This is a genomic window from Streptomyces sp. SYP-A7185 (genome assembly GCF_046103685.1).
Taxonomy (GTDB): domain Bacteria; phylum Actinomycetota; class Actinomycetes; order Streptomycetales; family Streptomycetaceae; genus Streptomyces.
This window is the reverse complement of sequence record NZ_CP122310.1, coordinates 197,100-222,290: the sequence shown is the minus strand read 5'-3', so window position 1 is coordinate 222,290 and position 25,191 is coordinate 197,100. Positions and strand designations below refer to the sequence as shown.

The following is a 25,191-nucleotide window of genomic DNA, read 5'->3' as shown; positions in this document are numbered from 1 at the left end:
CACCGGCCGACGGAAAGCTTGCGCGCCGGGCATCAGGCAGTGCGTTCAGCCCCGTGGTGCGTACATGATCACGGCCGTGCCGACGGGGCAGACCACGGCGCCGACGATGCCGTGGCGGTCGGGGCGATAGGCGTCGGCGGCCATGCCCCAGGCGATCGATCCGACGACGAAGAGGCCGCCGTATGCGGCGAGGATGCGGCTGAATGCAGCATCCGGTGGGAGCGTCGCGACGAAACCGTACACGCCCAAGGCGATGACGCCGGAGCCGATCCAGGCCGGCCGCGGTGTTCGCGCGCCCCCTGTCAGACCAGGCAGGTGCCAGCGATGTCAACGAGGGCAACGACGACGAGCGGCGCCACGGAGCGAGCGACAAGCACGGCGGGACTCTGCGAGGAAGCAACGGAGAGATCGGCCGGGCGGGCCCCCGTCATGCCGACGGGCCAAGGAGTTCGGCCATCATGCCGGCGGCCTCCTGCGGGGCGCGGACGTCCAGGTGCAGCACGGGCCCGTCGAAGTGAAGGCGGAAGTCGAAGAAGGGGCAGCATTGCTGTTCGGCTGCGGCGAGTTCGGCCAGTGCCCCGGCTCGCGCGGCGGGCAGCGTCAGCCGAAGGCCCTCGGGTATCGCGGCGCGTTCGGCTCCGTGGACCGCCTCGTGCCACCGGACGGTGCGATCGCTCAGTCGTGTGGCGGTCAGTGAGCAGGTGACCGGGGCGCAACGCCACCGTTCGGCTTCGGCGGCTTCGGCGGCTTCGGCGGCTTCGGCGGCTTCGGCGGCTTCGGCGGCTTCGGCGGCTTCGGGGCCGAGAAGCGGGGGTACCTCCACCGGCCGAGAGGCGGGTGTCGGGCGGTCAAGGAAGTCGCATGTGGGATCGCAGGGGCCGGACCGGTCGGGCAGCGCGTCGAGGTGTTCCAGTGCCCGGTGCAAGGTGGCGGTGAACCCGGCGAGCTCTACTGCCCGGGCTCCGGCGTCGGCGATCCGGGCGGTGAGGCGTGGCCGCAGGGTGGCCTTGACGTCGGCGCAGGCCGCGGAGTCGCGCAGGGTCAGCAGCTTGGCAATGTCCTCCAAGGGCAGGCCCAGGCGCTTGGCGGTGGCGATGAACGACAGCCGCTCGACGGCGTCTTCGTCGTACATGCGGTAGCCGGAGGGGGTGCGGTCGGCTGGCAGAAGGCCGACGCTGTCATAGAAGCGCAGCGTGGTGGCCGGGATGCCGGACCGCTCGGCCAGCTGGGAGATACGCATCATGCCCACCTGCTGACGGTAAACCTTCGACCTGACTCGAAGGTCAACACCGGACGTCGCCGACAGCCCAGCGGGGCACGCCCGTCGCGTCCACCCAGCGGGCCACGCCCGTTGCGTCCACCCAGCGGGCGAGCACACTGAAGGACCGGACCCCGCCTGCGCCACCCTGATCGGCGTGGGGCGCCCCGCAGTCGATGCGGCCGGCGAGATCGGCGCGCTGTCGTCCACCGAGGCGAGCTAGCCGCGCGGTTGCGGCCCTTTCCCGGTCCGCGGTCCTTGTCGGCCGGACAGGGTGAGCTGGGCGCGATGGAAGTCGAAGTGCCGGGCCGGATAGCGGTACAGATCCGCGACGGTCATGACGTCACGGAAGAAGGGATCCCAGCGCGTGGGATAGGGCATGGCGAGCCCGAAGTCGCCCTCCCGCTCGGCGTCGAGCCGACGATGCAGGAACGCGATCATGCGGTCGAACGCGGTCCCCATACGGCGGCGTCCCAAAAGCCTCGCACCAGCGACGGGGCCGAGGTAGTTCACCACGTCGAAAGGTTTGGTCCCGGCGTTGAGGAGCCGGGCAAAGCCCCGGCCGACCCGGCGCGGCAGCCGCCCGAAGATGCGCAGCAGGATCAGCAGCGGCCGGATCAGGATGTACCCGAACAGCATGTGGAACAACAGCTGCTGATTGGTCCACCGGGTGCCCCTGGTGGGCCGGCGCAAGTCGGCGGCACCGGCGTCATCGAGGAGCTGGTGGAACGCCCTACGGGCCCGTTCCAACTCCTCGTGAATCGCCTGACGGTCCGGCGATGATGCACACATCGCACTCCCCACTCCTCCCGGGAGTCTGCCGAGCGGCTCAGCCCGGGGAACCGAGCAGCTGCCCCATCGCGGCAAGGACCGAGGGCTCGACCCGGTAGTAGACCCAGGTGCCGCGTCGCTCGGAGACCAGCAGACCCGCCTCCTTGAGCTTCTTCAGGTGGTGGGAGACGGTCGGCTGGGAGACCCCGACATCGGAGATGTCGCACACGCAGGCCTCGCCGCCCTCGCGCGAGGCGACGGCCGTGAACAGCCGCAGCCGGACCGGATCACCCAGCGCCTTGAACATCGCGGCCGTCCGCACCGCCTCCTCGGCGGTGAAGGGACGCTCGGTCAGCGGCGGGCAGCACGGCTCCGCCGCGCTGCCCCCGTCGTCAGCGAGCTGCAACATCGCCTGCGCATTCGACATACGTCTATATTGACATACGCCGAACCAAGTGGCGCCCGGTGGCTGCCGGGTCATATCCGGGCCGGGCGGGCCGCCAGGCGCCGGACTGTGCGCATCGCATCGCGGCCGACCCCGCGCAGGGAGACAGAGGACGGGCTGCGCTGCCATTGCGGCCCGACGAAGGCCAGCTCGGGGCGGGAGAGCGCGACTGCGTCGCGGTGGCGTGGTCTCCGCCGAACGGCAGCCCGGGAAGTGAGCCGTAGCGGGCGGGGGAGAGCAGGGGGAGGGGATCGTGGCAGCGCGGCCACGAGCCGACCCGCCCGGTCCGAGGCCTCCAGCACCACCGGAGCGATCCCGTCCTGGCTAAGGGCGCGGGCGGTGGTCAGCCCCGACCGTCCCCCCGCCGATCGCCGCGACGTCCACGTACTCCCTCAACGACTCACTGATTCGACAAACATCTATATTGACGGCCGTCGCATCAGCTGCGATGCTGGCGGCGCAAGCCATCGACGGATGTCGAATCAAGCCGAGGAGTCGCCGTGCCTACGCCCGCCACCACCGAGCTGCCCGTCGTCGTGATCGGGGCCGGGCCCAGCGGCCTGGCCGCCGCCGCCCACCTCATCGACCGCGGTCTTGAGCCCCTGGTCCTGGAGGCCGCGGCGGTGGCCGGGGCGGCCGTGCGCCAGTGGGCGCACGTGCGGCTGTTCTCGCCTTGGGGCGAAGTCACCGACCCGGCCGCCGAGAAGCTGCTCGCCCCCACCGGGTGGACAAAGCCCGAGGCGAGCACGTACCCCTCCGGCGGCGAGTGGGCCAGGCTCTACCTCCAGCCGCTGGCCGACGTTCTGGCCGGGCAGGTCCGTTACGACGCCACCGTCACCGGGGTCACCCGGGTCGGCCGCGACCGGCTCGTGGATGCCGACCGCCAGGACCAGCCGTTCGCCGTCCACTACCGCCGGGCCGATGGCCGCGAGGAGCGTGTCTTCGCCCGTGCGGTGATCGATGCCTCCGGCACCTGGAGCACCCCCAGCCCCGCAGGCGCAGGTGGTCTGCCCGCGCTCGGCGAAAAAAGCGCGGCCGACCGTCTCACCTACCGGGTCCCGGACCTCAAGGACCCTGCGGTGCGGGCGCGTTATGCGGGCAGGCGCACGGCCGTCATCGGCTCGGGCGCCTCCGCCTTCACCGCGCTGGCCTACCTGGCCGATCTGGCCAAGAGCGAGGACGGCGCGGGAACGAAGGCCCTGTGGGTGCTGCGCCGTGGCCTGTCCGGCGCCACCTTCGGCGGCGGCGAGGCCGACCAACTGCCCGCCCGCGGCGCGTTGGGCCTGGCCGCCAAGGCCGCCGTCGACCAGGGGCACGCCGATGCCGTCACCGGCTTTCGCACCGAGGCCCTCGAGCGCGACGGCCAGGGCCGCCTGATTCTGGTGGGCGAGGACGGGCGGCGTCTTGAGGCGGTGGATGAGGTGATCGTGCTGACCGGTTTCCGCCCCGACCTGTCCTTCCTCGACGAGGTACGCCTGAACCTGGATGAGCGCCTGCAAGCACCCGTCCAGCTGGCCCCGCTGATCGACCCCAACCAGCATTCCTGCGGCACCGTCTACCCGCACGGCGTGAAGGAACTTTCCCACCCCGAGCAGGACATCTACCTGGTCGGCATGAAGTCCTACGGCCGTGCCCCGACCTTCTTGGCCATGACCGGCTACGAGCAGGTCCGCTCCATCGCCGCGGCCCTCGCCGGCGACCAGGAGGCCGCCGAGCGCGTGGAGTTGACCCTGCCGGAGACCGGAGTCTGCGGCGGCGCAGGCCTCTTCGATACACCCGAAGCCGACCAGGCAAACGATGCGGGCTGCTGCGCTCCCGCCCCGGTAGCGGTCCAGATCAGCGCCGGTCCGGCAGCCGAGCCCGAGCCCGAGCAGGCGCAGGCATCGGCGGGCGGCTGCTGCGCCCCGTGACCGCCTTCCACACCCGGCACGGGGCAGGGCCGCGACCGGAACGGGGGACCGGTCGCGGCCCCGCACCGCGCTGCCCGTCGCGGGCAGCGCGGTGCGGGGACTCTGACGCCCGACGCTACCGGCCGGGGGAGTGCCAGTACGAGCAGCGCATCGTCCCCGGCCTGATCAAAGGACCGAGGGCGCACTCCTCCGCACCGCTGGCACAACGCACTTGTAGGACCGACAGCCGGAATCCGACGCCTAAGGCAACGCCGTGGTCGCAGAGCATTTGCGTCGAGCGCGGCGCCGAGCGTGCCGGGGCCGAAGGAAGAAGCCTGGCGTCGCCCTGCGGATCGGTCCTATGAGTTCACCGGCTCCGGCCGCCCGCCTGGCTGGCCGTCGGCTGCGCGCCCGACAGCCCGGTGGTCGGCCCGACCACCGCACTCGGCCGCGGTCGTAGCTGTCTTGTGATGGCGGTGGGGGCTTGGTGGTCGGGGAGCTGGTCGGGGCGGCCGGCTTCTCTCCTTCTATGAACCACAACCGCTCCTTTCTCGAGCCGCCGAGGCCGAACAGCGTTACGGGGCCCGGCGGACGCCGGCTCTCCGTAGAAACACGCGGAGCCATGGCAGGCGCGCGGCGATGACGGGCCACTGGGCCGGGATCCACCGTGGGGAGATGAGGGGGGATCGCCCTACAAAGATCACCCAAGCCTCCTTCCGGGGTCCACGGATCTCCTCCAAGGCGAAGGGCATCTTCGGTCGGATCTCGACGCACCGCGACGCGTGGCGGTTGAGGTTGGCCGAACTTGCCCGCTGCGCACCCGAGGACAGCAGTGCCAGGGGGCCGCTCTGCATGACCTGGGGAAGTGCGGCCGCCTCACGCGGACCTGTGGTCGGCGCGCGGGCGGCACCCTGGGCGATGTCAGCTACGCCGTCGCCGATGTTCCGACCCATCTGTACGACCGGTTGGGCGACCACGCGTCGAGCGTCGCCCGGAACACCGACTCCGGCCCTCCCTCTGCCCATGCCTCCCGAGCCGTGTGCGCGCGTGAGCGATGTTCCGCATGCGGAGCGCGCCCGCCAGAGCCCACGGCACCCAAAGGTCCCCGCTCGGCAAGACAGCGTTCCTGTCGTGCCCGGCGAGCACCTGTTCCCGTCGATCAGCGCCGTGCAGCCTGAGCCGCTGTCCGGGCAGGTACTGACCGATCTGGGCTTGGCTGTCCAGGACTTGCTGGACTCCGGCGGGAGGGGCGGGCAGGTGCGGCACGTCAGCACCTGTCGGCAGCGGCCCGGGCCGCTGCGTCACACCTTCGGGGCGATCATCGCTGCCCAGCCGGGAGCGGCGCAGACCGCCACCGCACCGACCGCACGGCCAGACACCGGTCCTGGCCGTGCGCGCGGCTGGGGTTGGGGCAGCCGCCTGTCTGGATCAGCCCGTGTGCCGCACGTGCACCAGCCCCCACGCCGCACCGACCCGCAGGGAGATGGCCGCCGCTTTCTGCGCGCCACGACCTGATCAGACACACCACCGCCGAACCTCGAAGCTCCGCTCCGCACTGTCGCCCTGGGATCTGAAATCGAGGACCGATGACCGACCGCCACCATCCCTTCAGCGCACCCCTGACGCCCTTCGCCTCGCAGCCGGAGCGCTGGGAGCGCGAACAGCGCCGCGCACACCTGCAGCTCCAGGCCTTCCCCACGCGTGGTGCCCTCGTGCGCTGCTACGAGCGTACGGATTGGGGATGGCTGTGCTGGAACGCCGCCGACCCCGTGGTGCAACTGCCGCTGGAGATGGGCGTGCTGCCGCATGAGATGACGTCGCGCGTCCGCTGGGCCCGGCGCTGGATCACCCGCCGGTCGCCCACGCGCATCGCCCTCGACCACGGGGGCACCGTCACGGCGGCAACCCTGAACGCCGGCATTCTCAGCCTCCTCGGGATGATCTGCGCCTTGGGCCGCGGCTTGCCCCTGAGCCTCGTACTGCCCCTGACGCTGCTGCCACCCCTCCTCGTCGACCGCCTGCCTGCCCGCCTCGACCGCCGGGCACGCCGTCTGGCGCACGTGGTCGACCACCCCCAGGCTCTGCCGCTCATGCTGCGCCTGGCCGACTGGCAGGCACAGATCACCGACAGCGCCCGCACCTCACAGCCCCCGGAACTCGCCTGCGCCGTCCAGCTGGGGCACCGCTTCCTGCACGCGGTCGCCGGTCTGGCCGCAGCCCCTGGGCCCCGTGAAGGGGTCGACTCCCACCTGCACTTGTACGAGGGCCTGCTGGCGGAACTGGCCTGGCAGGCCCAGGACGCCCGCCTGGCCCAGCAGCACCTGGACGACATCATCGCCGCACCACTGCTGTCCTCCGCTCGGCCCGCGCCCTGCTCCGGCCACACCGACGTACCCGTGCAGGCACTTGAGGAGGTCACCGCGCAGCTGCGGCAGGCCGCCGCGGCCAGCCACCACGCCGCCGGGCACCTGCACGCGATCGACACGGCCGTACGCGCCGGTCGCACACGCCTCGCCCCGACGCGCACCGGTGAAGCCTGAATGGCCCTGATCCGCCACGACCCGGAGGAATACGCCATGACCACGCACCCCGTGCACGAGCAGTCCGCCACGAGCCGTACCTATCTCCTCTTCGCTCACGAGCCCTACCTCCCGCCGCACGGCCTGCGCGAGGTCAACTGCACCATCGTCGCCGCCGACACCCTGCTGCACCCCCATGTACGCCAGCCCGACGGCGCCCGCACCCACCGCGTTCTGGTCAACGGCTCGCGCGCCGAAGGCGAGATCGTCCCACTGGCCACGCTCACCCACGAGCTGGACGGTGGCACCGGATGGCACCGGGTCGCCGACTGGGAAAGGGTCGTGCACGACCTGCTCACCCTCACGCGCTTTGGCTCCTGCGACTCCCTGAGCGTGGGGCTGCCCGCCCTGGAGCGGGCGTTGATCTGCAACGGACCCAACAGCCAGGTGATCAACTACAACCCGGACACCGGACGCCGGGAGATCCACGGACCCGAGCAGCGCTCGGCTGTCCTGGCCGCACTGCGCAGACAGCTCAGCGCCGCAGAAGCCGAACACCCGCTCTGGCCGGGCGGTGGCCTGCTGCCCCATGCCTGGCCCGCTTCGTGAGACGGCCCGGCACTTGGCGCCCCGATCGTCTGTCGATCACGTCCAGGCCCACCCTCGACCGCCCACAGCCAGCTGGCGCCGCCCACGTGAGCCTTCCATGCGTCACCGAACCTGCCTCCCACCGGGCCCCAGCCCCACCCGGCCGTACACACATTCGTACTCTGTGTGATGCGCAGTCGCCCCGAACCACGAAGGAATCTCAAGTGACCTACCCCAGGCCGGAAGGCCCGCCCGGCTACCCGACACCACAGCAGGAGACCTGGCCCTCATATCCGCCGCATCACCCCACATACCCCCGGTATGCGGAGCAGTACGCGTCGTACGCTGCGTGGCTGCCGCGGGCCGAGGCGTTCTTCCTCGACTGCCTGATCAACTTCGGGCCGATGTGGGTCCTGATGGGCGTCGGGTATGCCATCGACGAGCAGAGTTCCGGCGACAGTGGTGAGGTCCCTGCGTCGATCGTGAGCTGGGTAGGCATCCTCGCCATGCTGGTCGCTGTCGTGCTTCAGCTGATCCGTGAGGGCCGTACCGGGCAGACCGTGGGCAAGGCGTTCTTCGCTATCCGCGCCGTGCGGGACAGCGACGGACTCGCGCCCGGCGTGGGCCTTGCGCTGAGCCGTCGCCTCTGCCAGTTCCTCAACTGGCCGGTGTTCGGGCTGGGCTGGTGGTGGGCCATCTGGGACACCAAGAAGCAGACCTTCGCCGACAAGATCACCGGGGTGGTCGTCGTCGGCGCTGACGTCGAACCTGCCAGGCAGCCTGCCGTAGGCGGCTGGTAAGCGAGCGGAGGAGCAGAAGCGAAGGAGACACCGGCCCCGACCTGTCCGGTCCTGGTCCGCCAGATGGTCACCGACTGCATCGAGATGGGCCGCTGTCTGGTAGGCGACCGCGACATCCTCGACATCCTCGTCGTCTTCGACGCCAGACACGGGAGCGTCCTGGAGCCAGGCGCCTTGCCCCGCAGAAAATCACTCGGCCCGGCTTTGCGCCGTCGCCTCCAGCAAGGTCGGAAGGACCCGGAAGCGGGTGAGGGTCCCCGTCACCTCCAGTCGCCGCTTCGTGGACAAGCTCAGGGGGCCGACAAGCCAGGGAAGGCGGCCCGTCCCGCTTCGATGCCTCAGCAGCGCGCCAAGCACCTCAGCGTTCATGCACTCGACGCGGGACACATCGACCACGATGTGCTTGCCCGCCACACGACCAGACTCCAGCGCCATGTCCAACAGATCGAGTTCGGACCGGTTCTCGAAATCGCCCGCGATCACCACCACGAACAGATCCGTCCACTCGGTGACGAACACTGCCTGCGGCGCAGGAACCGAAGAAGCCATCGTTCCATCATGGCATCCCGGTACGTGGCACTGGGTGAAAACGGCATCATCCGGGACTCAACGCCCATACGACGACTGGTTCGGCGGCAGACCGGCCCCTGCCGGTGCCCGCCATCACCATCAGCCGACGTTTTCGACGGCCACACCCCTCACCGCGGTCCGCGGCGCCGGCGATCGGATGACCTACGGGCGATCTGCACCCACAGGCCGAGACCCGCGCCTCAGCCTCCCCTGAGGAAGGCGGACGAGTGGTAGGCAGCCCCCGAAGGCCACTCACCGAACGCAACAATCTGCCGTCGCGGGTGCGCGTCGAGCCGACAGATCTTCGCCGACGGCCTGGCGTGGAGACCCGACGACGGGGCACCATGATTCTGCTCCCCCCCCCCCGGACCCTGGGCGTGCACGGAGGAAGGGCCCCATGCGGCCGGGGTAACGCTCTGCAGCGAACGCGACCCCGGCTAGACGTCCTCACGCACCGGTCCGGGGTTGATCCTGTATCCCTCGGCCCGTGAGGACGCCGGCGCGGAGGAGATGGGGGAGCCATGCCCCGCGCCTGGGCGGCCGCCGCCGTTGAGCGACTCGGCGGCGGCCGCGTCTGGCTTCTCACGGTGCCGCACGACGGCCGAGTACCCCGTCGGCGTCGAACAAGTCCCGAGTCAGCGGCTCTACCGGCTCGTACGAGGTGAGGGCCGTGTAGCAAGCTGTAGAAAACGCGGGGCGAAGCGGGTCGAGGAGCGGCCTGTAGTCAGGCTGGTGAGCGGGGAAGCGGCGTGGTGCCGTCGTCATCCTTGGGCGGCTGGGTCAGGGCGCGCAGAACGCTGACCGCGGTGCGGGCCTGCGCGGCGTTGCGCTGGTGCTCGGCGGCTTGTTGGGGCCGGTGTTGCGCCAGGCATGCGTGCGCCAGGGCGTCTTCGCCCGCTGCCAGCGTCTCGGCAGCCGTTGAGGCCTGCTCGCGGAGTCGGTCGACCCAGGCCTGCAGGTCTGCCGCTGCTTCCGGGCCGTGGGCTGTTGTTCGTGCGCCGGGCAGGTCCGTTTCCTGGTGGACGGCGCGTTGCTCCCGTGCTTCTGCGGCGCCGGAGCGGCGCAGTGCTGACAGGCTCCGGGCCAGGCGCTCATAGCTGGCCCCCAACAGAGCCTGGGCTTGCTCGATTCGCTCATACGAACGCTGCTGGCTGCTGGGAGCGGCCTGCCCAGTGGCGCGGAGCCGTGCGTCCAAGTCTCTTTCCTGGGCGGCGAGGTGGTCGTGGCGCGCGTTCGCGAGGGTTTCGCGTTCGTCGGCGGCCGCTTCGCGCTCGTCGGCGATGGCCTCTCGCTCGTCTGCGACGGCGTCCCGTTCGTCGGCGGCCCGGCGTTGTTCATCGCCCCTGAACCCGCCCCGGTCCGTCAGGTGAGGGGTCTGGCCTGCAGCGGAAGGTTTCGCCTGGGTATTCATGCCCATGCAGGGATTATGTCCTACCTCAAGAGTCGGTGGCAGAGTGCGTGTTGCTCGGGCAGGGCGAGGAACGGACGGGCCGGGGGGCGCACGTGGGGAGGCGTTGGAGGGGCTCGCGGTGGGTCAGATGGCCGCGTGCCCAGCCTGCCGCTCTGGCACCGAGCTCGGGATGCTGCAGCGAAGGGGGCACAGCACGTGAGGAGACGGCCGAATGCATCGCGACGAGGTAGGTCAGGGCAATGCAGTGGGCCGGGTGACGCGCGAAGTGTAGGACGGCGGGTTTGCCCGGGCAGCGGGCAGCGGGCAGCGGGCCGTGGTCCGTGGTCCGTGGTCCGTGCTGAGCATGGTGTGGTCCTGCGGGGACAGAAGGCCGGAATGTCTTCACAGACCTCTATATGGCTTTCAGAGTTGCGCCAGCGGGCCCGGCAGATGAGCAATCGCGCCGGCCGGCAGCAGGCAGATGCCCGGCGGATGCGCAAGAGCGTCCGCGCCATGCGCGCCAGGGCCGCAGCGCAACCAAATCCTCGCATCGCGAAGCGCACGGCCAGGGAAGCTGACCACGCAGGGGAAGCCTTACCTGCGCCGACTTCGGAGGGTGTTGCTTCCGCAGGTAACCCCGCGCGTTGATGTTGATGGTGAGCGCCCGTGGACGTGGAGCGCGTCCGGAGGCGGCTGCGTGGGAGCGGGAGGGCTCCCTCGGTCAGTTGTTGTTCGCTTCGGCCCCGGTGACGATTCGCCCCGGGGAGAAGTGGCGGAACGAGATCGGGAGCCGTTGCCCAACTGTTCTCCCCGAGGCCCGAGAGCTCTGCTAGTTCGCCAGGATTGAAGGGCCCGGGGTAGGAAGCCACGGGTCCGACAGCCGGTTCTCGGGTAAGGAGGCCCGGGTTCACGGCGAATCCGGGGTGCGGGACCGTCTACAAGGGTCGGTAGGCGCCGTAGTTCCCGGCAAGGGAGTTCGTGGCGGCTTCGGCGACATCGGATCGGGGGCTGTCGACGCAGGAGGTGAGGAAGTCGTGCGCTCGCTGCCCCGTCCAGCCGGCCGCGGCCACTGCGGGCCAGAAGTAGATCCCCTCGTGTGGGGGCCTGGCTTCGATGAAGTCGAGGACTTCGGTGACGGTTTCCTGGTCCAGGGCAAGCCGGAGCATGGCCACGGCCTGCATCGCTCCGTCCACAAGATTCTCGTTACCGCTACTCATGCACCAGCGAATCGCCTCGGTGTGGGAGTGCTCCATATAGCTCAGCCGGACGATGGCGTCGCCCCCGGCAGTGTGAACCGCCTGGACAGTGTCGCGTCGAAGGACGAGATCTCGCAGATGGGGAAGGTCGGACGGGGAGCCGCAAGTACCGAGCGCCATCGTCATCTGGTATTGGGTTTCCCAGGTCCGCGCATCTTTCACCTCGTTCCTCAGGGCTTCGAGCAGGGCGGGACCGGCGGCTGAGTCGCCCAGTGTTCGCAGACGCTTCGCGGCCGAGCGGCGCTTCGCGGAACTCCGGTCCTGAAGCTGGCGGATCGCTGCAACGGCGTCGAGAGCCACGGTCTTTCCTCCTGGATACGGACGTCACTGAGCCCTTTCTATCCTGCGGTGGGTAGACGTGAAGATGTTGATCGCTTCGCGTGCTCAGGCGCCGGAATGAAGCCGATCAGGACTGGTCTTCTCGTTGTTTGGCGGGCAGGTTCGGGCCATGCGGAGGTTCGGCAGCTTGCCTCGCCACCGGTGCCGCTGGCCATCGGTTTGGGCCGACCTACTGAGGGCGGCTGCTCCTTGGCGGACTTTCCGTTGGTACAAGGGGCAACGGCACCACGCGGGAACCTACTGGTCAGCAACCACCCGGACTCACGTGCCATACGAGTCCCGAATTGGAGCTCGCCCGGCTCTTGTTTGCCGATTTCGAGGTCTCGGTACATGGGATCGTGGCCCAGCCCTTCATACTGAAGACTGACCGCCTTCGGCGGCTTCGGAAAGCACTCCGGCCGGTGATCGGCGCCGTGCTGCCGCTGGCCGATGTCACCCACGCCCACAGCCTCTTGGAAGGCGGCTCCGTCGACCAAGGACGCGGACGCCCGCGCGGCAAGATCGCTCTCGCCGTGCATCCGTGGACGAGTCCCCGTACGGGGGCGGCGCCCCGGCCCTGAGCGACGCGACCGTGCCCGGCCCGTGTGATCGGACCCGTCGGACCGTAGGAATGGGGCACCTCGCGCACCTGTTGTCCTCTCGTATGAGCGAAACAACTGCGGTACTGGCGGGCGCATATGGCGGTCCCGAGGTCCTGTCGGTGATCGATGTCGCCATCCCGGAGCCGAGGCCGAACGAGGTACGGATCAAGGTCCGCGCGGCCGGCGTCAATCCCTTCGACTACCAGTCATACAGCGGTGCCTTTGGTACCGATCCCGAGAGACTGCCGGTGCGGCTCGGTGTCGAGGCTGCGGGCGTGGCGACAGCCGTCGGTACCGACGCCTTCGGCCCCTCAGGTGCGATCGCAGTGGGTGACGAAGTGATCACCTACTCCGCACCGGGGGCCTACGCCGCCGACATCGTGGTGCCGGCCCCGTCCGTGGTCCCGAAGCCTGTCGCCCTGTCCTGGGAGCAGGCCGGCGGGCTGCTGGCCGCCGGGGTCACAGCCGTACACACGCTTGAGGCGATCGGCTTGGGCAAGGGCGATACGGTGCTGATCCACGGTGCCGCGGGGGGCGTCGGTCTCGTGGCCGTGCAGCTCGCGGTGGCACGCGGCGCGACGGTCGTGGCCACGGCGAGCCGGGCCAAGCACGACCTCCTGCGAGAGCTGGGAGCGATCCCGGTCGTCTACGGTCCGGGACTGGCGGACAGGGTGCGCGCGGTGGCGCCGGAGGGCGTGCACGCGGCCGCCGCTCTCGTGGGCACCGAGGAGGCGGTGGACGTCTCCGTGGAGCTCGTGCCGGACCGCTTGCGTATCGCCACCATCGCGGGCCACGAGCGCGGGGCTCGCGCGGGAATCAAGCTTCTGGGTGGTGTGCCGGGCGCGGATCCTGGCACCGAGATCCGCCAAGCCGCCCGCCTGCAGCTCACGGAAGCCGCGACAGCAGGCCGCCTGCGCATCGTGATTGCGGACAGCTACCCCCTGCGCGAGGCCGCCACTGCCCACCGCAAGATCATGGCCGGCCACACCACGGGAAAGATCGTCCTGGTCCCGTAACCCGTTCCTGTTCCCGCACCGCTGAAGCCACACCGCGAGCGGCCGCCCGCGCAATCACCGGTCCCAGTCCGCAACGGATCGGGCCCGGTGGCACCGCCCCCCCAGGTCATCGGTTCGTCATCGGTTCGACAGGGGGAACAGCCATGCCGGACCCGGAGGCCAGCGGCCCTCTTGCAGGACCGCGAAGAAGACAATGGGGGTGGCCCGCAGGAACCCATCAGCGGGTCCGAACCTATGTCGGCCGCCCGTACTCGCGGATCGGTCGCCGTATCCGTCACGGCAGTAAGGCACGGTGCCGCGAGGTGCGGTGGCGTCAGTGCCGGACGCCGGTCCGGGCGGCTTGTTCGACTCGGGCGATGAGACGGCTGTTGTGGGCGGCGTGCCGGAAACCCGGGGTGTGGTGGGTGCCGTTTGTGATGTCGCGGGCCAGGCTGGCGTAGACCTCGCCGACGTTGATGGAAGCGCCCGTCCAGATGTCGGCGGCGGTGGGTCCCGCGCCGGTGGCGACCGGGCGGTCGGGCGCGGTGAAGTCGACGCTCGACGAGAGGGTGAGGTCGCCGACCTGGACGCCCGCGGGGTGGTTGCCCGTCAGCTTCAGCCAGCCCTCCGATCCGCGGACTTCGAGACTGAAGTGGGCGTCGGAGGCGGGCACGCCCGCCAGGATCTGCACCCCGACCGGCGCCCCCGAGGAGGTCTTGGCGATGGCGTCGAGGTGATCCGGGACCTCGCGGACAGATATCGCGCCTGTGTCGACCAACTTTACCTGGGGCCAGAGGAGTTCGGTGCGGGCGTCGATCTCGGTGATGTCGCCGAGAACGGCCTCGACCACATCCAGGACGTGGCCCGCGGCGATGGTGAGGAAACCGGCTCCGGACGCTGCCTTGTCGAAGTACTCGTACGCGCTCACCGACTCCGGGCCGTTGCCAAAGGTCGTGGCGGCGACTCGGGCCGAGAGCAGCCGCCCGAGCCGGCCCTCAGCGATGATCTCCGCCGCGCGGCGGACCGAGGGGTTGAGCCGGCCCTGCAGGCCGATCGCGGTGTGCAGTGAGCCGGCCGCGTCAGCCATCTCTTCGGTCTGCGCGACGGTCGCGCCCAGCGGCGACTCCGCGTACACGGCCTTGTTCGCCGCCAGGGCCGCCAGGACGAGCTCGCGGTGGGCCGGGACCTTCACCGCGACGGTGACGAGGTCGATCGAAGGGTCACCGATGAGCGCGTAGGGGTCCGCGAACCAACGCTCGGCGCCGAACGCCTCGGCAGCGCCACGCGCGCTCTCCTCGTGCCGCGTCGCCACACCGGCCAGGTGGAAGTCGGGCTGTGCCGCCAGCGCGGGTATGTGCGAGGCGCCCGCCCAGCTCGCCTTCGTGTCCGCGCCGATGATGCCGACCCGAATGAGATTGCTTGACATGATGTGGTGTTCCGTTTCTTTCGCTGAAGCAAGACGTGGTGTGTGCGGGGCGAATCGGCGCGTTCGCGCTGCTCTCACTGGTCGACGGCGGCCATGTCGGGCTCGGCATGGCGTTCGCCGGACGCCGGTGTGAGGTTGTTCAGGCGGGCGATCTGGCCCGGGGTGAGTCGGATGCCGTCGGCGGCGCTGTTCTCCTTGAGGCGGTCGAGGCGTTTCGTCCCCGGAATGGGCGCGATGTTGTCTCCTTGCGCGAGCAGCCAGGCCAGAGCGACCTGCGCGGGCGTGGCCCCGACGTCGTCGGCGACCTCGCGTACCTGGTCGACGATGCGCAGGTTGTGCGTGAGGTTGTCGCCGGTGAACCGGGGATTGGAGCGACGCCAGTCGGCGGCGTCCAGGCCGTCCAGGGTGCGGATGTCACCGGTGAGAAAGCCGTGTCCCAGCGGTGCATAGGGAACCAGTCCGATGCCGAGCTCACGCAGCGTGGGCAGCACCTCGGCCTCCGGGTCCCGCGTCCACAGCGAGTACTCGCTCTGGACAGCGGTCACGGGATGGACCGCATGAGCCCGGCGGACGGTCGCCGCTGCCGCCTCCGACAGTCCGATGTGGAGGACCTTTCCCGCCTCCACCAGCTCGCTCAGCGCCCCCACCGTCTCCTCGATGGGAGTGTTGGGGTCGACCCGGTGCTGGTAGTAGAGGTCGATGCGGTCGGTTCCCAGCCGCCGCAGTGAGCCGTCGACAGCCGTGTGCATGTTGGCGGGGGTGCTGTCCGGGCCCGGCCGGCCGGTGTGGGAGACGAGGCCGAACTTGGTGGCGAGGACGACTTCGTCCCGGCGGCCCTTGATCGCGCGACTCAGCAGTTCCTCGTTGACGTAGGGGCCGTACACCTCGGCGGTGTCCAGATGGGTGACACCGAGGTCGACGGCGCGACGAATGGTGCGGATCGACTCGGTTTCGTCCCGGCCGGCGCCGGTGTAGTACGCCGACATCCCCATGACACCAAGGCCGATGCGCGGGACATCGAGCTTGCCGAGCGACGTGGACTGCATCTGTTGTCCATTCCGTGTGGGGCGGGCCTCAGCACCGCAGAGCGAACTTGACGCATCAAGTTCTACTCTTTCGAACTTGACGCGTCAATAAGTGGGTTTAGGGTGTCCTCATGGCAAGGACGGAAGATGACACGAACGGCCGGCGCCGTCGGCGACCTCGGAACGGCCCGACATCCGAGGCGACGGCTCGTGCCGACGAAGGCTCCGACTCGGGGGAGTCCACCGCTCCTGTTGCTGAGACGCGATGGCTGAACGACGACGAGCTGGCGGCGTGGCTGGCCAACTCCGCGATCATGATCAGCCTGCCGGCCGCGCTGGATGCGCGCATGCAGCGCGAGGCTCAGCTGACCTTCTTCGAGTACATGGTGCTCTCGGTCCTCTCCGAGCAGCCGGATCGCACCATGCAGATGAGTGCCCTGGCCGCGCGAACGGCGGCGTCACTGTCGAGGCTGTCCCATGTCGTCGGTCGGCTCGAGAAGCGCGAACTGCTCGCACGCAAGCGGATCCCCGGTTCCGGAAGGCGCACCACCGCGACGCTGACCGAGGCCGGCTACGACGTAGTGGTGGCAGCGGCGCCGGGACACGTCGCCGCAGTCCGCGAGTACCTGATCGATGATCTCGGTCCTCAGGAACTGGCGGCACTGCGCCGCATCGGTGCCGCGGTGGACACGGCCATCAAGCGCGGGCAACCAGACGCAGGCTCTGCGGCCTCGTCTCCGGGGGACGGCGCGGTGGACGGCCAGTCACCCACGATTCATCCGGCTGCACAGCCTCCGGCCGACACCTGATCGTGAAATTCCGCGGGCCCGCCGACCAAGAGCCTGACCAGCCCTAACTGGCAGGCGTGAGTGATATCCGCCCAGCTTGCGGGCCAGGCTGGGCTGCATCACGGCACGCGGCCTTCACCGCCGTGACGACCATCGTCTTGACGGCGTTCTGCTTGCTCTTGCCGGAGATGAACGTGCCCACGATGAGGGAGGCACCCGCTGTCGACGCGACAGGCAGCACTCAGGAGCGCGCTGCGGCGGATCGCACCGCATCCACGCGGCACGTCGTCTTCGCTCGGTGCCGGCGTTGTCGGGACAACACGGTGGCCGGCACAAGCAGCACCGCGCCGAGGGAAAAGTATCCGTTGATCACCATCGTCTTCCAGAAGTCCCATGCCCCTGCGTCAACGGCCTCCTTCTCCCTCCCGAGCAGGCCGTGCGGAGTGAGCCCTGTTGCGACGGTGACGTTCTCCACGAGGCCGGGCACGCCCCGCATCGTCAAAATCGCGCAGCCGATCCACAAGGGCACGCGTACCAGCCAGGACGGCGCACGCCGGCCCCATGGTTCGACCATGGCCAGCACACACACGACACCGACGACTGACATGAGGACGATGAAGGCGTCGTAGGAGAGAAAGAGCCACACCGGAGTGCCGTTGTCGGGACCCATCGAGTGCTCGTACATGACGCCCATTTGTACGTGCCATACGAAGCTGACCACCAACCAGGCGACGGCAGCGTATGCCCAGCGCGGGAGTGCTTTCCCGGGTTCGGATTGCATGTCCTTGACGCTATGAGCCGAGGGCGGGCGAGGCGTCGGCTTACGGGAGGAGCGCCTCCACCGCACGGGGGAGATGCTTCGACAGCGAGCGCGAACGAGCGGCCCCTACGGCCGTGCTCCACGCCGCGGGGAACGGGCCCAGGTCACGCGCGAGGCGCTCTGCGAGGACGAGTTGACCGCGGCTGCGGGCCCGGGACACGGCCGGCACCGGGCCAGGCTGACGCGGGCAACCTGCCTGCCGCCACCCCGAGCGCGGACCGGGGCGCCGGGCAGCACTCCGCCGGCGCATCGAGCACAACTACCACGAGCTTCAACGCGGCCTGGGGCTGGATCACTTCGCGGGCCGCACCTGGCGCGGAGGGCACCACCACGTCACCCTCTCCCGAGCCAGCAGTTAGCGAAGCACGACTAGAGCGTCCGGTTGCGGCGTCGTTGGCGCCAGTTGGGGTCGAAGCGGGGTGCGGGTTGCGGTGGGGGGTCGCTGTGATCACGGTCGTTGATTTTCATCATGTTGTCGAGCAGCCACAGCATGCGCAGGAAGCGGATGAGTGCCAGGGCTATGGAGGCTTCGAAGAGGTAGCGGGCTGAATGCGTGTCGGCCTTGTTGTCCAGGCCCTGCGCGATGAGGCAGCCCATGCAGATCAGAGCGGTGGCCACCAGCAGTGCTTTCCAATTGCGGCGGAGTTCGCTTGGGTAGTGGCGGCGCGCGGCGCTGATCCGTTCCCCGGTGCTGGACAGGTAGATCGAAATGGCGATCGAGCTGAGGCCTCCGATCGCGGACACGACGCCGGCGGCGGTCCCGTACAGGGAGATGCGCTGCTCGCTGGCGATCCACCCGAGCCAGTCTCCCCGGCCGGTGGTCCGCACCAGGGCCACGTGGCCCGACACGAGCAGGAAGGCGATCACGTAGTCCCACCACACTGCGTGTGACCACCGGTCCACGACAGACTCCCGTGCGTTCATGCCCGCCCCCTTGTGACATGTCAGGCCAGATCGGCCTCCACCGCTGCCCGCAGTTCGCCCTCGTGCTCGGCTGCTACATCCAGGATCGCATCTACCGCTGACAAGATCCGGATGGAGTTTCCCTGGTCGTCGACGGCGGAGACTTTCCGTTTCGCTGTGATGTGATGCTCCGTCAGCTCTACCAGTCGGCTGTGCTCGACCCCGTCGGCCTCGGCGAACACCAGTTTCGCCCGGGCCCGGTCGGCGGCCCCGGGCGCCACCGGCGCGATGTCGCGCAGATCGTCCAGGAGCGCTTGGCGGTCCTGGACGCGCGCCTTGCCCCGGGGCACACTGATGATCATCGTGACGTTGATGTCGCCGTACGCGTCATGGGCCAGGCGCAGGAAATTGGCCAGCCGCCCCGTACGGCCGCGCAACGCCGCCGCCTTGTGATTCCCGATCCTGATTTCGATGCTGGAGGCCCCCTCTGCGCTGCCCAGCCGCTCCACCTCTGCCTTCGACAGCACGGGCCGGAGCACCAGCCGGGCGCCGGGGAACAGGTGCAGCTCGTTCAGCCAGGTCTCCAGCCCCTTGTGCGTGGGGGCTGATACCGAGCCCTGCATGATGCCCACCACGTTCCCGAAGGACAGGAGGCCGATGGCGGAGGTGTCGACGAAGCCGCGGCTGGCGTTCTGCTCGAGCTCGTGCCACTCACCGGTGCTCCAGTCCATCACGCTCAGCCACTCGGCGCTGTCCTTGACCCGGTGCAGCAGCAAGTGATCCTGCTCGTGCACGGTGGCCACCGAGCCGATCAGCGTCGTCTCCTTGTCGATCATCCGTTCCTGTACGGACGCCGTGGCCAGCGAGGGCAAGGCCTGGTCCCAGTCCAGCTGGGGGATCCGACGCTGTTCGCCTGCGGCCTCGGTGACGATCTCGAAAAAGGCGATCGTGCGCTCGGGCATGCGTCGGATGGGCACCATCGCGTCTCCTGGTTCACGGCACGCGAACGGACCGTTCCGGAGGCGACGGGGGAGTGAACGGGCGGGCGTGCAAGCTGAGATAGGCATATGACGCTAGCACCGGGCATCGCCCGGATGGCCTGCATTGCGCCAACCCCGTGGACAACGCCTCAAATTGGCTCGACCTCACTGCCGGCAGGGGAACACAGAGCCTGCACCGGGCCGACCGGCCGCCGTGGGAGCGCTGGGCCCAGACAATGCGTCCGCTGGTGGGAGGTCTTGCCGCCCGATGTTCCGGCCGCGCCCCTCCGTGCCTTGACTCTCCAGGTCGAGCTCGGTGCCCGCGGTGCCGGCCGGAACAGACCACCTGCCGCTCTGGGCGGACGGCGCCGTTTGCGCGACTCGGCGGCGTCCATGTCCTCCGGCCGTCAGGTCGAAGGACCGCCCTGAAACCGACGGGGGGAGCCAGGCCCCAGGTGCAAAGCGGCGCTGCAGAGATGAGCGCCGTGGTCTGCGCGAAGGACGCCGAGCGGTATGCGGGGCGCGATTCGGCCGCCGGTTCGCGTGCACCGTCACAACGGTGGGCGCCGAAGCGGCGTGGTGCCGTCGTCGGCCTCGGATGATCGGGTGATGGCGCGCAGTACGCCCACCGCGGTGCGGGCCTGCGCGGCATGGCGCCGGTGCCCGGCGGCTTGCTGGGGCTGTCGATGCGCCGCGTACTGGTGGGCCAGAGTGTCCTCGGCCGAGGCCAACGCCTCGACGGCCGCGGAGGCCTGCTCTCGAACCCTGCTGACCCAGGCCTCCTGGGCCTTTAGTTGCTCCCCGTCCTGAACGGGCCTGCGCACACCGGACAGGCCAGCTTCACGATCATCGGCGCGTTGTTCCCGTACCTCGGTGTCGCCGAAGCGGCGTAGTGCTGCCAGGCTCCTGGCCAGGCGCTGATGACTGGCCTCCAGCAGGGCCTGAGCCTGCTCGATCTTCTCGTGCGACCCTTGATGTTTGCCGGTCACCGCGTTTCCTGCCGCGCGAAGCCGTGTGTCCAGGTCGCTCTCTTGGGAGCTGAGCTGGTCGTGCCGTGCATTTGCTGCAGGTTCGCCCTGAACGGCGGCGGCTTCGCGTTCGTCCGCGAGGGCCTCCCGCTCGTCTGCGATGGCATCCCGCTCGTCGGCGGCCCGCCGTTGTTCATCGGCCATCACCTCGCCCAAGTCCGAGCGCTGTGAGCTGTCGTCTGTGGCGGACGGTGCGGTGCGGGGGTCACTGCCCATGCGAGCAGTGTGTCGGGTGCTGCCCGGGCGGTGGCGGCTGCGCGCGCTGCTGGACCAGGACGGGGGAGCGCACGCCCCGGCGCGATTGCGGCGGGAGGCGACCCGGAGGCGAATAGGGAAGCAATCCTCGTCGGTTCCCGAGCCTGCGTTTCCTGCTGCGCTTGTGGGACGCGTTCATCGCAGACAGAGAGTACGCCGGATCCAGCGACATGCTGCGTCCTGAGTGCGAGGCCGCAGGTGGCCGGCCACCGCCGCGGCTGATGCGGCGACGGCCGGGCGCGAGGAGCCGAAGGGCTCTCCCTCTGATCGGTCCTCGCGCGCGCCCTCTCGATGCTATCCGGCTGCGAGATGCCCCCGCCGTAGCGCGGGGAGGTGGTGCTGGCCCCCACGAAGCCCAAGCCGCCGCTGTCCATTGGGGTACTGCGGGCGGCGATCCCATGCTCAGCGTCAAAGCCCGGGACGACTTCAGGCTGCGCCGTCAGAGGGTGATGCGGACCTTGAGGGCTGTGCGGTCGTTCATGGCCTCGTAGCCCTCCGGCACCCCGTCGAGGCCCACGGTGCGGTCAAAGACGAGGCCTGGGTCGATCGCGCCGGACAGCACATCCGGCAGCAGCTCGGGAATGTAGGCGCGAGCGGGGGCGACGCCGCCGGCCAGTGTGACGTTCCGGTCGAACATCTGGGAGATGTCGACACCGGCGCCACCGCCGTGGGGCACGCCGACGTAGCCGACGGCGCCTCCGTCGCGGGCGATGGAGATCGCGGTGCGCATCGACTCCTCGGTGCCGACGGCTTCCAGTACCGCATGTGCGCCCTGGCCGCCGGTCAGCTCCTTGACCGCTTCGATCGCGGCCTCGCCGCGCTCGGCGATCACGTCGGTGGCGCCGAAGCTACGGGCGATGGCGGTGCGCTGCTCGTGCCGCCCCAGGGAAATGATGCGGTCGGCGCCAAGGCGCCGCGCGGCAAGCACCCCGCACAGGCCGACCGCGCCGTCGCCGACCACGGCGACCGTGGAGCCGGGCCGGACACGGGCGGTGACCGCGGCATGATGGCCGGTGCTCATCACGTCGGAGAGGGCAAGCAGGCCGGGCAGCAGCTTCTCTTCGTGGGCTGTCTCCTTGGGGAGCTTGACCAACGTGGCGTCGGCGAAGGGCACGCGGACGGCCTCGCCCTGGCCCCCGTCCGCACCGACCGAACCCCAAAAGCCCCCCTGCGGGCACGAGGTCTGCAGGCCCTCGCGGCAGTAGGCGCAGGTGCCGTCGGACCAGACGAACGGGGCGACCACGAAGTCACCCGAACGCAATTCCCGCACCTCGGAGCCGACCGCCTCGACGATGCCGACGAACTCGTGCCCGATGCGCTGCCCCGCTGTGCGGGAGGCCACGCCGCGATACGCCCACAGGTCGCTGCCGCAGATGCAGGCGTTCACGACGCGCACGACGGCGTCGGTCGGCTTTTGGACCATCGGGTCGGGCGCCTCGACGATCCGGATGTCGGTGGGGCCGTGGATCACGGTGGCACGCACGAAAACGCTCCTGGAACTGTCCGGGGAAAGGGCTGCAGGAGCCAGATTCGCCGCGGAGGCGGTTCCGCGTCCAGCTACATCAGCTTCAGCGTTGCTTTAAGGTGAACTTATGCTCGATGTTCGGCGCCTCATCCTCCTGCGGGACCTGGCCGCCCACGGCACGGTCACCGCCGTGGCCGAGCTCCACAGCGTGACGCCGTCTGCCGTCTCGCAACAGCTGCGGCAACTGGAAGAAGAGACCCGTACCCACCTGCTGGAACGAACCGGCCGCTCCATCCATCTCACCGCCGCCGGTCGGCGGCTGGTGGAAGACACCGAAGATGTGCTTGCAGCGCTCGAACTAGCCCAAAACCGGCTGTATACCGCGGCCGGGGAGCCGGCCGGGCCCCTCCACATCGCCTGCTTTCCCAGCGCCCTTGCACCGATCGCCGCCCCCCTGGGCGAAGCTCTCGAAAGCGCCCACAAGAACGTGCGGATGCATCTCGTCGAAGCCGAACCCGATGCCGCTGTACGCCTGTTGCTCCAGCGGCGCGTCGACGTCGCCCTCCTGTACAACTACACCAACCTCGCCACGCCCCCGCACACGAGCGTCGAAACCCATACGCTGCAACGCGAGCCGATGGTCGCCATCTTGCGGCACGATCGCCCGACGGCTGCCCCCCAGCGATCTCCGATCGATCTGCGGGAACTGGCTGACACCCCCTGGATCACAGCCCCGCCGCAGACCAGCTGCGGGGACGCCGTCCTCCAGGCCTGCCGAACGGCTGGTTTCGCCCCTCAGGTGCGCCATACGTGCACCGACTTCTCCGCCATGATCGCCCTTGCCGCGAGCAGCGGGCATACGGTGCTCGTCCCGCACATGGCTGCGGCCCATCTGCCGCCGACCATGGTGGCGCGGCCGGTTGCGGACACCACCCTCACCCGCACGATCGAGGTTGCCGTCCGACACGGCACAGCGCACGAACCCGCGATCGCTGCCTGTCTCGCCACGCTTGGCACGCTGACCGGCTCCAGTACACGCTGCTGATCACAGGGCTGCCGCCGGTCTGCCGAGTCTCGCGATCACGGCTTGCGGCGTTCGCGCGGCCGATGCACCACCAAGCTGCACCAGGCTGTCGTCGAACAGGGCCACAAGCCCATGCCGGCCGTGGTGACGGCGAGGCCGCGGAGACTTCCCGCAGTACGAACCGGTGCCGGAGAAGATCCGCGTGCCCCGCATCGGGGCGGGCCGCCAGCCGCGTGCCGTCAAGGCCTACGCCGTGGGCCGGGCCGAAGGACAACCCTGCGGGAGAGCCGAGAGAAATCGACGACCCGGCGCTGCAACCGGTAGGGGGATGCCGGCGGAATGCGTTCCCGACCGAATCCGCTGAGTGGTTCTTCGAAGGGAAGTTTCACCATGACCGTTCGCGTTGCCAGTGCCGCCGTCGTCGTGGGTGTCGCTCTCGCCGCACCCGTCGTCACGGGAGGAGCCGCGTGGGCCCTGCCGCAGGCGGCGGAGGGGCAGGCCACGGTGTCGGTGCTGCACGCCGTCCCCGGCCTCACGGTGGATGTGTACGCCGGGGACAAGGAGCTGCTCCCGGACTTCAAGCCGGGGACACTCACCGACCCGATGAAGCTGGATGCCGGTTCCTACGACATCAAGGTCTTCAAGGACGGCGACGGACCGGACGGAACGCCCGCCATCGAGAAGACGGTGGATGTCCCCGAGGGCGCCAACGCCACCCTGGTCGCGCACCTGGATGAGAACGGCAAACCGGCCCTGGACGCCTTCGTCAACGACACGTCCAAGATTCCCGCGGGCAAGGCCCGCCTGACGGTGCGCCACGTGGCCGCCGCCCCGGCCGTCGACGTGCGGGCGGACAAGAAGCCGGTGTTCAAGGACCTGGTCAACCCCAAGGAAGCCAAGGGTGAGGTTCCGGCCGGGAACATCTCAGCCGACGTCGCACTGGCGGGCACCGACACGGTCGCCATCGGCCCGGCCGAGCTGGACCTGGCCGAGGGCTCGAACACGGTCGTGTACGCCTGGGGCAGCGCCAAGGCCAAGGACCTGGCGCTCAAGACCCAGAAGCTGACCGGCATGCATTCGGCGCCCAGCGGCGTGCCTGCGGGCGAGGGCGGACAAGCCGCGGCCCGCAACCAGCTCGTACCCGTTGGCGCACTCACCCTCGGCACCGCATCTGCCCTCACCGCAGTGCTGATATCGCGCAGGTTGCGGACTTCCCGCTGATCCAGCCGGCGCGCACCACACAGATCATCCCGGGTGCCGTCGCTCAGGCGGCACCCACCGCACCTCCCGCGCTTTCCACATCGTTTTGACGCGGCGAGGTGCCCATCATTCGTTCCGGTCGTGGAAAGGCAAGTGCTTCATGGGCAGGCCCGTATCGAGGCGCCTCCTCCTGGCCGCCCTGGCGGTCGCACTCGTGAGCCTCGTGGCGGCGACGGTCTGGACGGTCAGCGCTTGGCCGAGCACACCAGACAAGCCGGAAGATTTCGGTACCGGCTTTCACGACGGAACTGGTGCCAAGTCCCCGCCCGCGGGGAACGCTTCGAGCCCTCCTGTCTCTTCGCCGGGCGAGGCATCCAGGCCCTCACCTGACGCAACACCCACCCCCGCGCAGCCCCCGGCACCCGTCACCGTGTCGTTGCCTCGGCTCAAGGTCCAGGCACCCGTGGACGCAGTGGGTGTGACCGATTCGGGGCAGATGCAAGTGCCGCGCGATCCACGGCGCGTGGGGTGGTACCGCTTCTCCCCGGCGCCAGGATCCTCCGCGGGATCCGCCGTTCTCGTGGGGCACCTCGACTCCACGGACCGAGGGCTCGGCGTCCTGGCAGCGCTGAACGAGGTGCGCCAAGGGGACAGCGTGCGCCTGACGCGGTCCACCGGAAAGGACCTCCTCTACCGCATCGTCGCTCGGCGCACGGTGGACAAGAGCGGACTGGGCGCTGCCGGCGTCTTCCGTCGCCAGGGGCCACCCGTGCTGACCTTGATCACGTGCACGGGTCCGTTCAGGCCTGACGCCGGCGGCTATCAGCAGAATCTGGTGGTCACCGCCCAACAGGTCAGCTCATGAAGCCCATTTGG

Annotated in this window: 22 protein-coding genes and 1 pseudogene; 9 read left to right on the top strand and 14 right to left on the bottom strand. The window is 69.6% G+C overall.

Going from position 1 to position 25,191, the window contains the following annotated elements; all coding sequences use genetic code 11:
* Nucleotides 1–45: 45 nt before the first annotated feature.
* The 4 genes and pseudogenes from QBL25_RS01090 to QBL25_RS01075 all read right to left on the bottom strand — a co-directional run bounded on the left by QBL25_RS01090 (nucleotide 46) and on the right by QBL25_RS01075 (nucleotide 2,456).
* A pseudogene (locus QBL25_RS01090) lies at nucleotides 46–377 on the bottom strand (YnfA family protein).
* 50 nt (nucleotides 378–427) lie between these two features.
* Complete coding sequence (locus tag QBL25_RS01085) at nucleotides 428–1,243, bottom strand: MerR family transcriptional regulator (RefSeq protein ID WP_409062503.1); 816 nt, start codon at nucleotides 1,241–1,243, stop codon at nucleotides 428–430.
* Between the two features lie 234 nt (nucleotides 1,244–1,477).
* Nucleotides 1,478–2,050 (bottom strand): DinB family protein, encoded by a 573-nt coding sequence (locus QBL25_RS01080; protein WP_409055044.1) that lies wholly within the window; start codon nucleotides 2,048–2,050, stop codon nucleotides 1,478–1,480.
* A 37-nt stretch (nucleotides 2,051–2,087) separates the two neighbouring features.
* Nucleotides 2,088–2,456: an ArsR/SmtB family transcription factor gene (locus QBL25_RS01075; protein ID WP_409055043.1), complete on the bottom strand. Its 369-nt coding sequence runs from the start codon at nucleotides 2,454–2,456 to the stop codon at nucleotides 2,088–2,090.
* A gap of 518 nt (nucleotides 2,457–2,974) precedes the next feature.
* Between QBL25_RS01075 and QBL25_RS01070 the strand changes: the two genes are divergently transcribed.
* The 4 genes from QBL25_RS01070 (at nucleotide 2,975) to QBL25_RS01055 (ending at nucleotide 8,270) form a co-directional block, all read left to right on the top strand.
* On the top strand, nucleotides 2,975–4,384 hold the full coding sequence (locus QBL25_RS01070) for an NAD(P)-binding domain-containing protein (protein WP_409055042.1): 1,410 nt from the start codon (nucleotides 2,975–2,977) through the stop codon (nucleotides 4,382–4,384).
* 1,565 nt (nucleotides 4,385–5,949) lie between these two features.
* Nucleotides 5,950–6,903 carry a hypothetical protein gene (locus tag QBL25_RS01065; RefSeq protein WP_409055041.1) on the top strand — a complete coding sequence of 318 codons (954 nt, stop codon included), beginning with the start codon at nucleotides 5,950–5,952 and terminating at the stop codon, nucleotides 6,901–6,903.
* A gap of 36 nt (nucleotides 6,904–6,939) precedes the next feature.
* Nucleotides 6,940–7,491, top strand: coding sequence for a hypothetical protein (locus QBL25_RS01060; RefSeq protein ID WP_409055040.1), 552 nt, complete (start codon nucleotides 6,940–6,942; stop codon nucleotides 7,489–7,491).
* A 203-nt stretch (nucleotides 7,492–7,694) separates the two neighbouring features.
* On the top strand, nucleotides 7,695–8,270 hold the full coding sequence (locus tag QBL25_RS01055; protein ID WP_409055039.1) for an RDD family protein: 576 nt from the start codon (nucleotides 7,695–7,697) through the stop codon (nucleotides 8,268–8,270).
* 189 nt (nucleotides 8,271–8,459) lie between these two features.
* Here the strand turns inward: QBL25_RS01055 and QBL25_RS01050 are convergent, their stop codons facing one another.
* The 3 genes from QBL25_RS01050 to QBL25_RS01040 all read right to left on the bottom strand — a co-directional run bounded on the left by QBL25_RS01050 (nucleotide 8,460) and on the right by QBL25_RS01040 (nucleotide 11,786).
* Nucleotides 8,460–8,819, bottom strand: coding sequence for a hypothetical protein (locus QBL25_RS01050; RefSeq protein ID WP_409055038.1), 360 nt, complete (start codon nucleotides 8,817–8,819; stop codon nucleotides 8,460–8,462).
* A 745-nt stretch (nucleotides 8,820–9,564) separates the two neighbouring features.
* Nucleotides 9,565–10,257, bottom strand: a complete 693-nt coding sequence (locus tag QBL25_RS01045) for a hypothetical protein (protein ID WP_409055037.1) — start codon at nucleotides 10,255–10,257, stop codon at nucleotides 9,565–9,567.
* A gap of 908 nt (nucleotides 10,258–11,165) precedes the next feature.
* Nucleotides 11,166–11,786, bottom strand: coding sequence for a HEAT repeat domain-containing protein (locus QBL25_RS01040; RefSeq protein WP_409055036.1), 621 nt, complete (start codon nucleotides 11,784–11,786; stop codon nucleotides 11,166–11,168).
* A 739-nt stretch (nucleotides 11,787–12,525) separates the two neighbouring features.
* Here QBL25_RS01040 and QBL25_RS01035 point away from each other — a divergent pair.
* Nucleotides 12,526–13,422, top strand: coding sequence for an NADP-dependent oxidoreductase (locus QBL25_RS01035; protein ID WP_409055035.1), 897 nt, complete (start codon nucleotides 12,526–12,528; stop codon nucleotides 13,420–13,422).
* A gap of 313 nt (nucleotides 13,423–13,735) precedes the next feature.
* On the opposite strand, the gene QBL25_RS01030 is transcribed toward QBL25_RS01035, so the two are convergent.
* Nucleotides 13,736–14,827, bottom strand: a complete 1,092-nt coding sequence (locus QBL25_RS01030) for a Gfo/Idh/MocA family protein (protein ID WP_409055034.1) — start codon at nucleotides 14,825–14,827, stop codon at nucleotides 13,736–13,738.
* Between the two features lie 74 nt (nucleotides 14,828–14,901).
* Entirely contained in the window at nucleotides 14,902–15,873 is a 972-nt protein-coding gene (locus tag QBL25_RS01025) for an aldo/keto reductase (RefSeq protein ID WP_409055033.1), read from the bottom strand.
* 110 nt (nucleotides 15,874–15,983) lie between these two features.
* Between QBL25_RS01025 and QBL25_RS01020 the strand changes: the two genes are divergently transcribed.
* Nucleotides 15,984–16,661 (top strand): MarR family winged helix-turn-helix transcriptional regulator, encoded by a 678-nt coding sequence (locus QBL25_RS01020; RefSeq protein ID WP_409055032.1) that lies wholly within the window; start codon nucleotides 15,984–15,986, stop codon nucleotides 16,659–16,661.
* Nucleotides 16,662–16,881: 220 nt separating this feature from the next.
* Here QBL25_RS01020 and QBL25_RS01015 read toward each other — a convergent pair whose 3' ends face one another.
* The 5 genes from QBL25_RS01015 to QBL25_RS00995 form a co-directional block, all read right to left on the bottom strand.
* Nucleotides 16,882–17,421, bottom strand: a complete 540-nt coding sequence (locus tag QBL25_RS01015; protein WP_409055031.1) for a hypothetical protein — start codon at nucleotides 17,419–17,421, stop codon at nucleotides 16,882–16,884.
* A gap of 408 nt (nucleotides 17,422–17,829) precedes the next feature.
* Nucleotides 17,830–18,384, bottom strand: coding sequence for a hypothetical protein (locus tag QBL25_RS01010; RefSeq protein WP_409055030.1), 555 nt, complete (start codon nucleotides 18,382–18,384; stop codon nucleotides 17,830–17,832).
* A gap of 20 nt (nucleotides 18,385–18,404) precedes the next feature.
* A complete protein-coding gene (locus QBL25_RS01005) occupies nucleotides 18,405–19,325 on the bottom strand; it encodes a hypothetical protein (protein ID WP_409055029.1) in 921 nt (306 codons plus the stop codon).
* A 569-nt stretch (nucleotides 19,326–19,894) separates the two neighbouring features.
* The gene (locus tag QBL25_RS01000) at nucleotides 19,895–20,587 is read right to left on the bottom strand and encodes a hypothetical protein (RefSeq protein ID WP_409055028.1); all 693 of its coding nucleotides are present in this window, start codon (nucleotides 20,585–20,587) and stop codon (nucleotides 19,895–19,897) included.
* Between the two features lie 478 nt (nucleotides 20,588–21,065).
* The gene (locus QBL25_RS00995; protein ID WP_409055027.1) at nucleotides 21,066–22,109 is read right to left on the bottom strand and encodes a zinc-dependent alcohol dehydrogenase family protein; all 1,044 of its coding nucleotides are present in this window, start codon (nucleotides 22,107–22,109) and stop codon (nucleotides 21,066–21,068) included.
* Between the two features lie 109 nt (nucleotides 22,110–22,218).
* Between QBL25_RS00995 and QBL25_RS00990 the strand changes: the two genes are divergently transcribed.
* The 3 genes from QBL25_RS00990 to QBL25_RS00980 all read left to right on the top strand — a co-directional run bounded on the left by QBL25_RS00990 (nucleotide 22,219) and on the right by QBL25_RS00980 (nucleotide 25,180).
* The gene (locus QBL25_RS00990) at nucleotides 22,219–23,136 is read left to right on the top strand and encodes a LysR family transcriptional regulator (protein WP_409055026.1); all 918 of its coding nucleotides are present in this window, start codon (nucleotides 22,219–22,221) and stop codon (nucleotides 23,134–23,136) included.
* Between the two features lie 369 nt (nucleotides 23,137–23,505).
* Nucleotides 23,506–24,336 (top strand): DUF4397 domain-containing protein, encoded by an 831-nt coding sequence (locus tag QBL25_RS00985; protein WP_409055025.1) that lies wholly within the window; start codon nucleotides 23,506–23,508, stop codon nucleotides 24,334–24,336.
* A 139-nt stretch (nucleotides 24,337–24,475) separates the two neighbouring features.
* Nucleotides 24,476–25,180, top strand: a complete 705-nt coding sequence (locus QBL25_RS00980) for a class F sortase (RefSeq protein WP_409062502.1) — start codon at nucleotides 24,476–24,478, stop codon at nucleotides 25,178–25,180.
* Nucleotides 25,181–25,191: the final 11 nt, after the last annotated feature.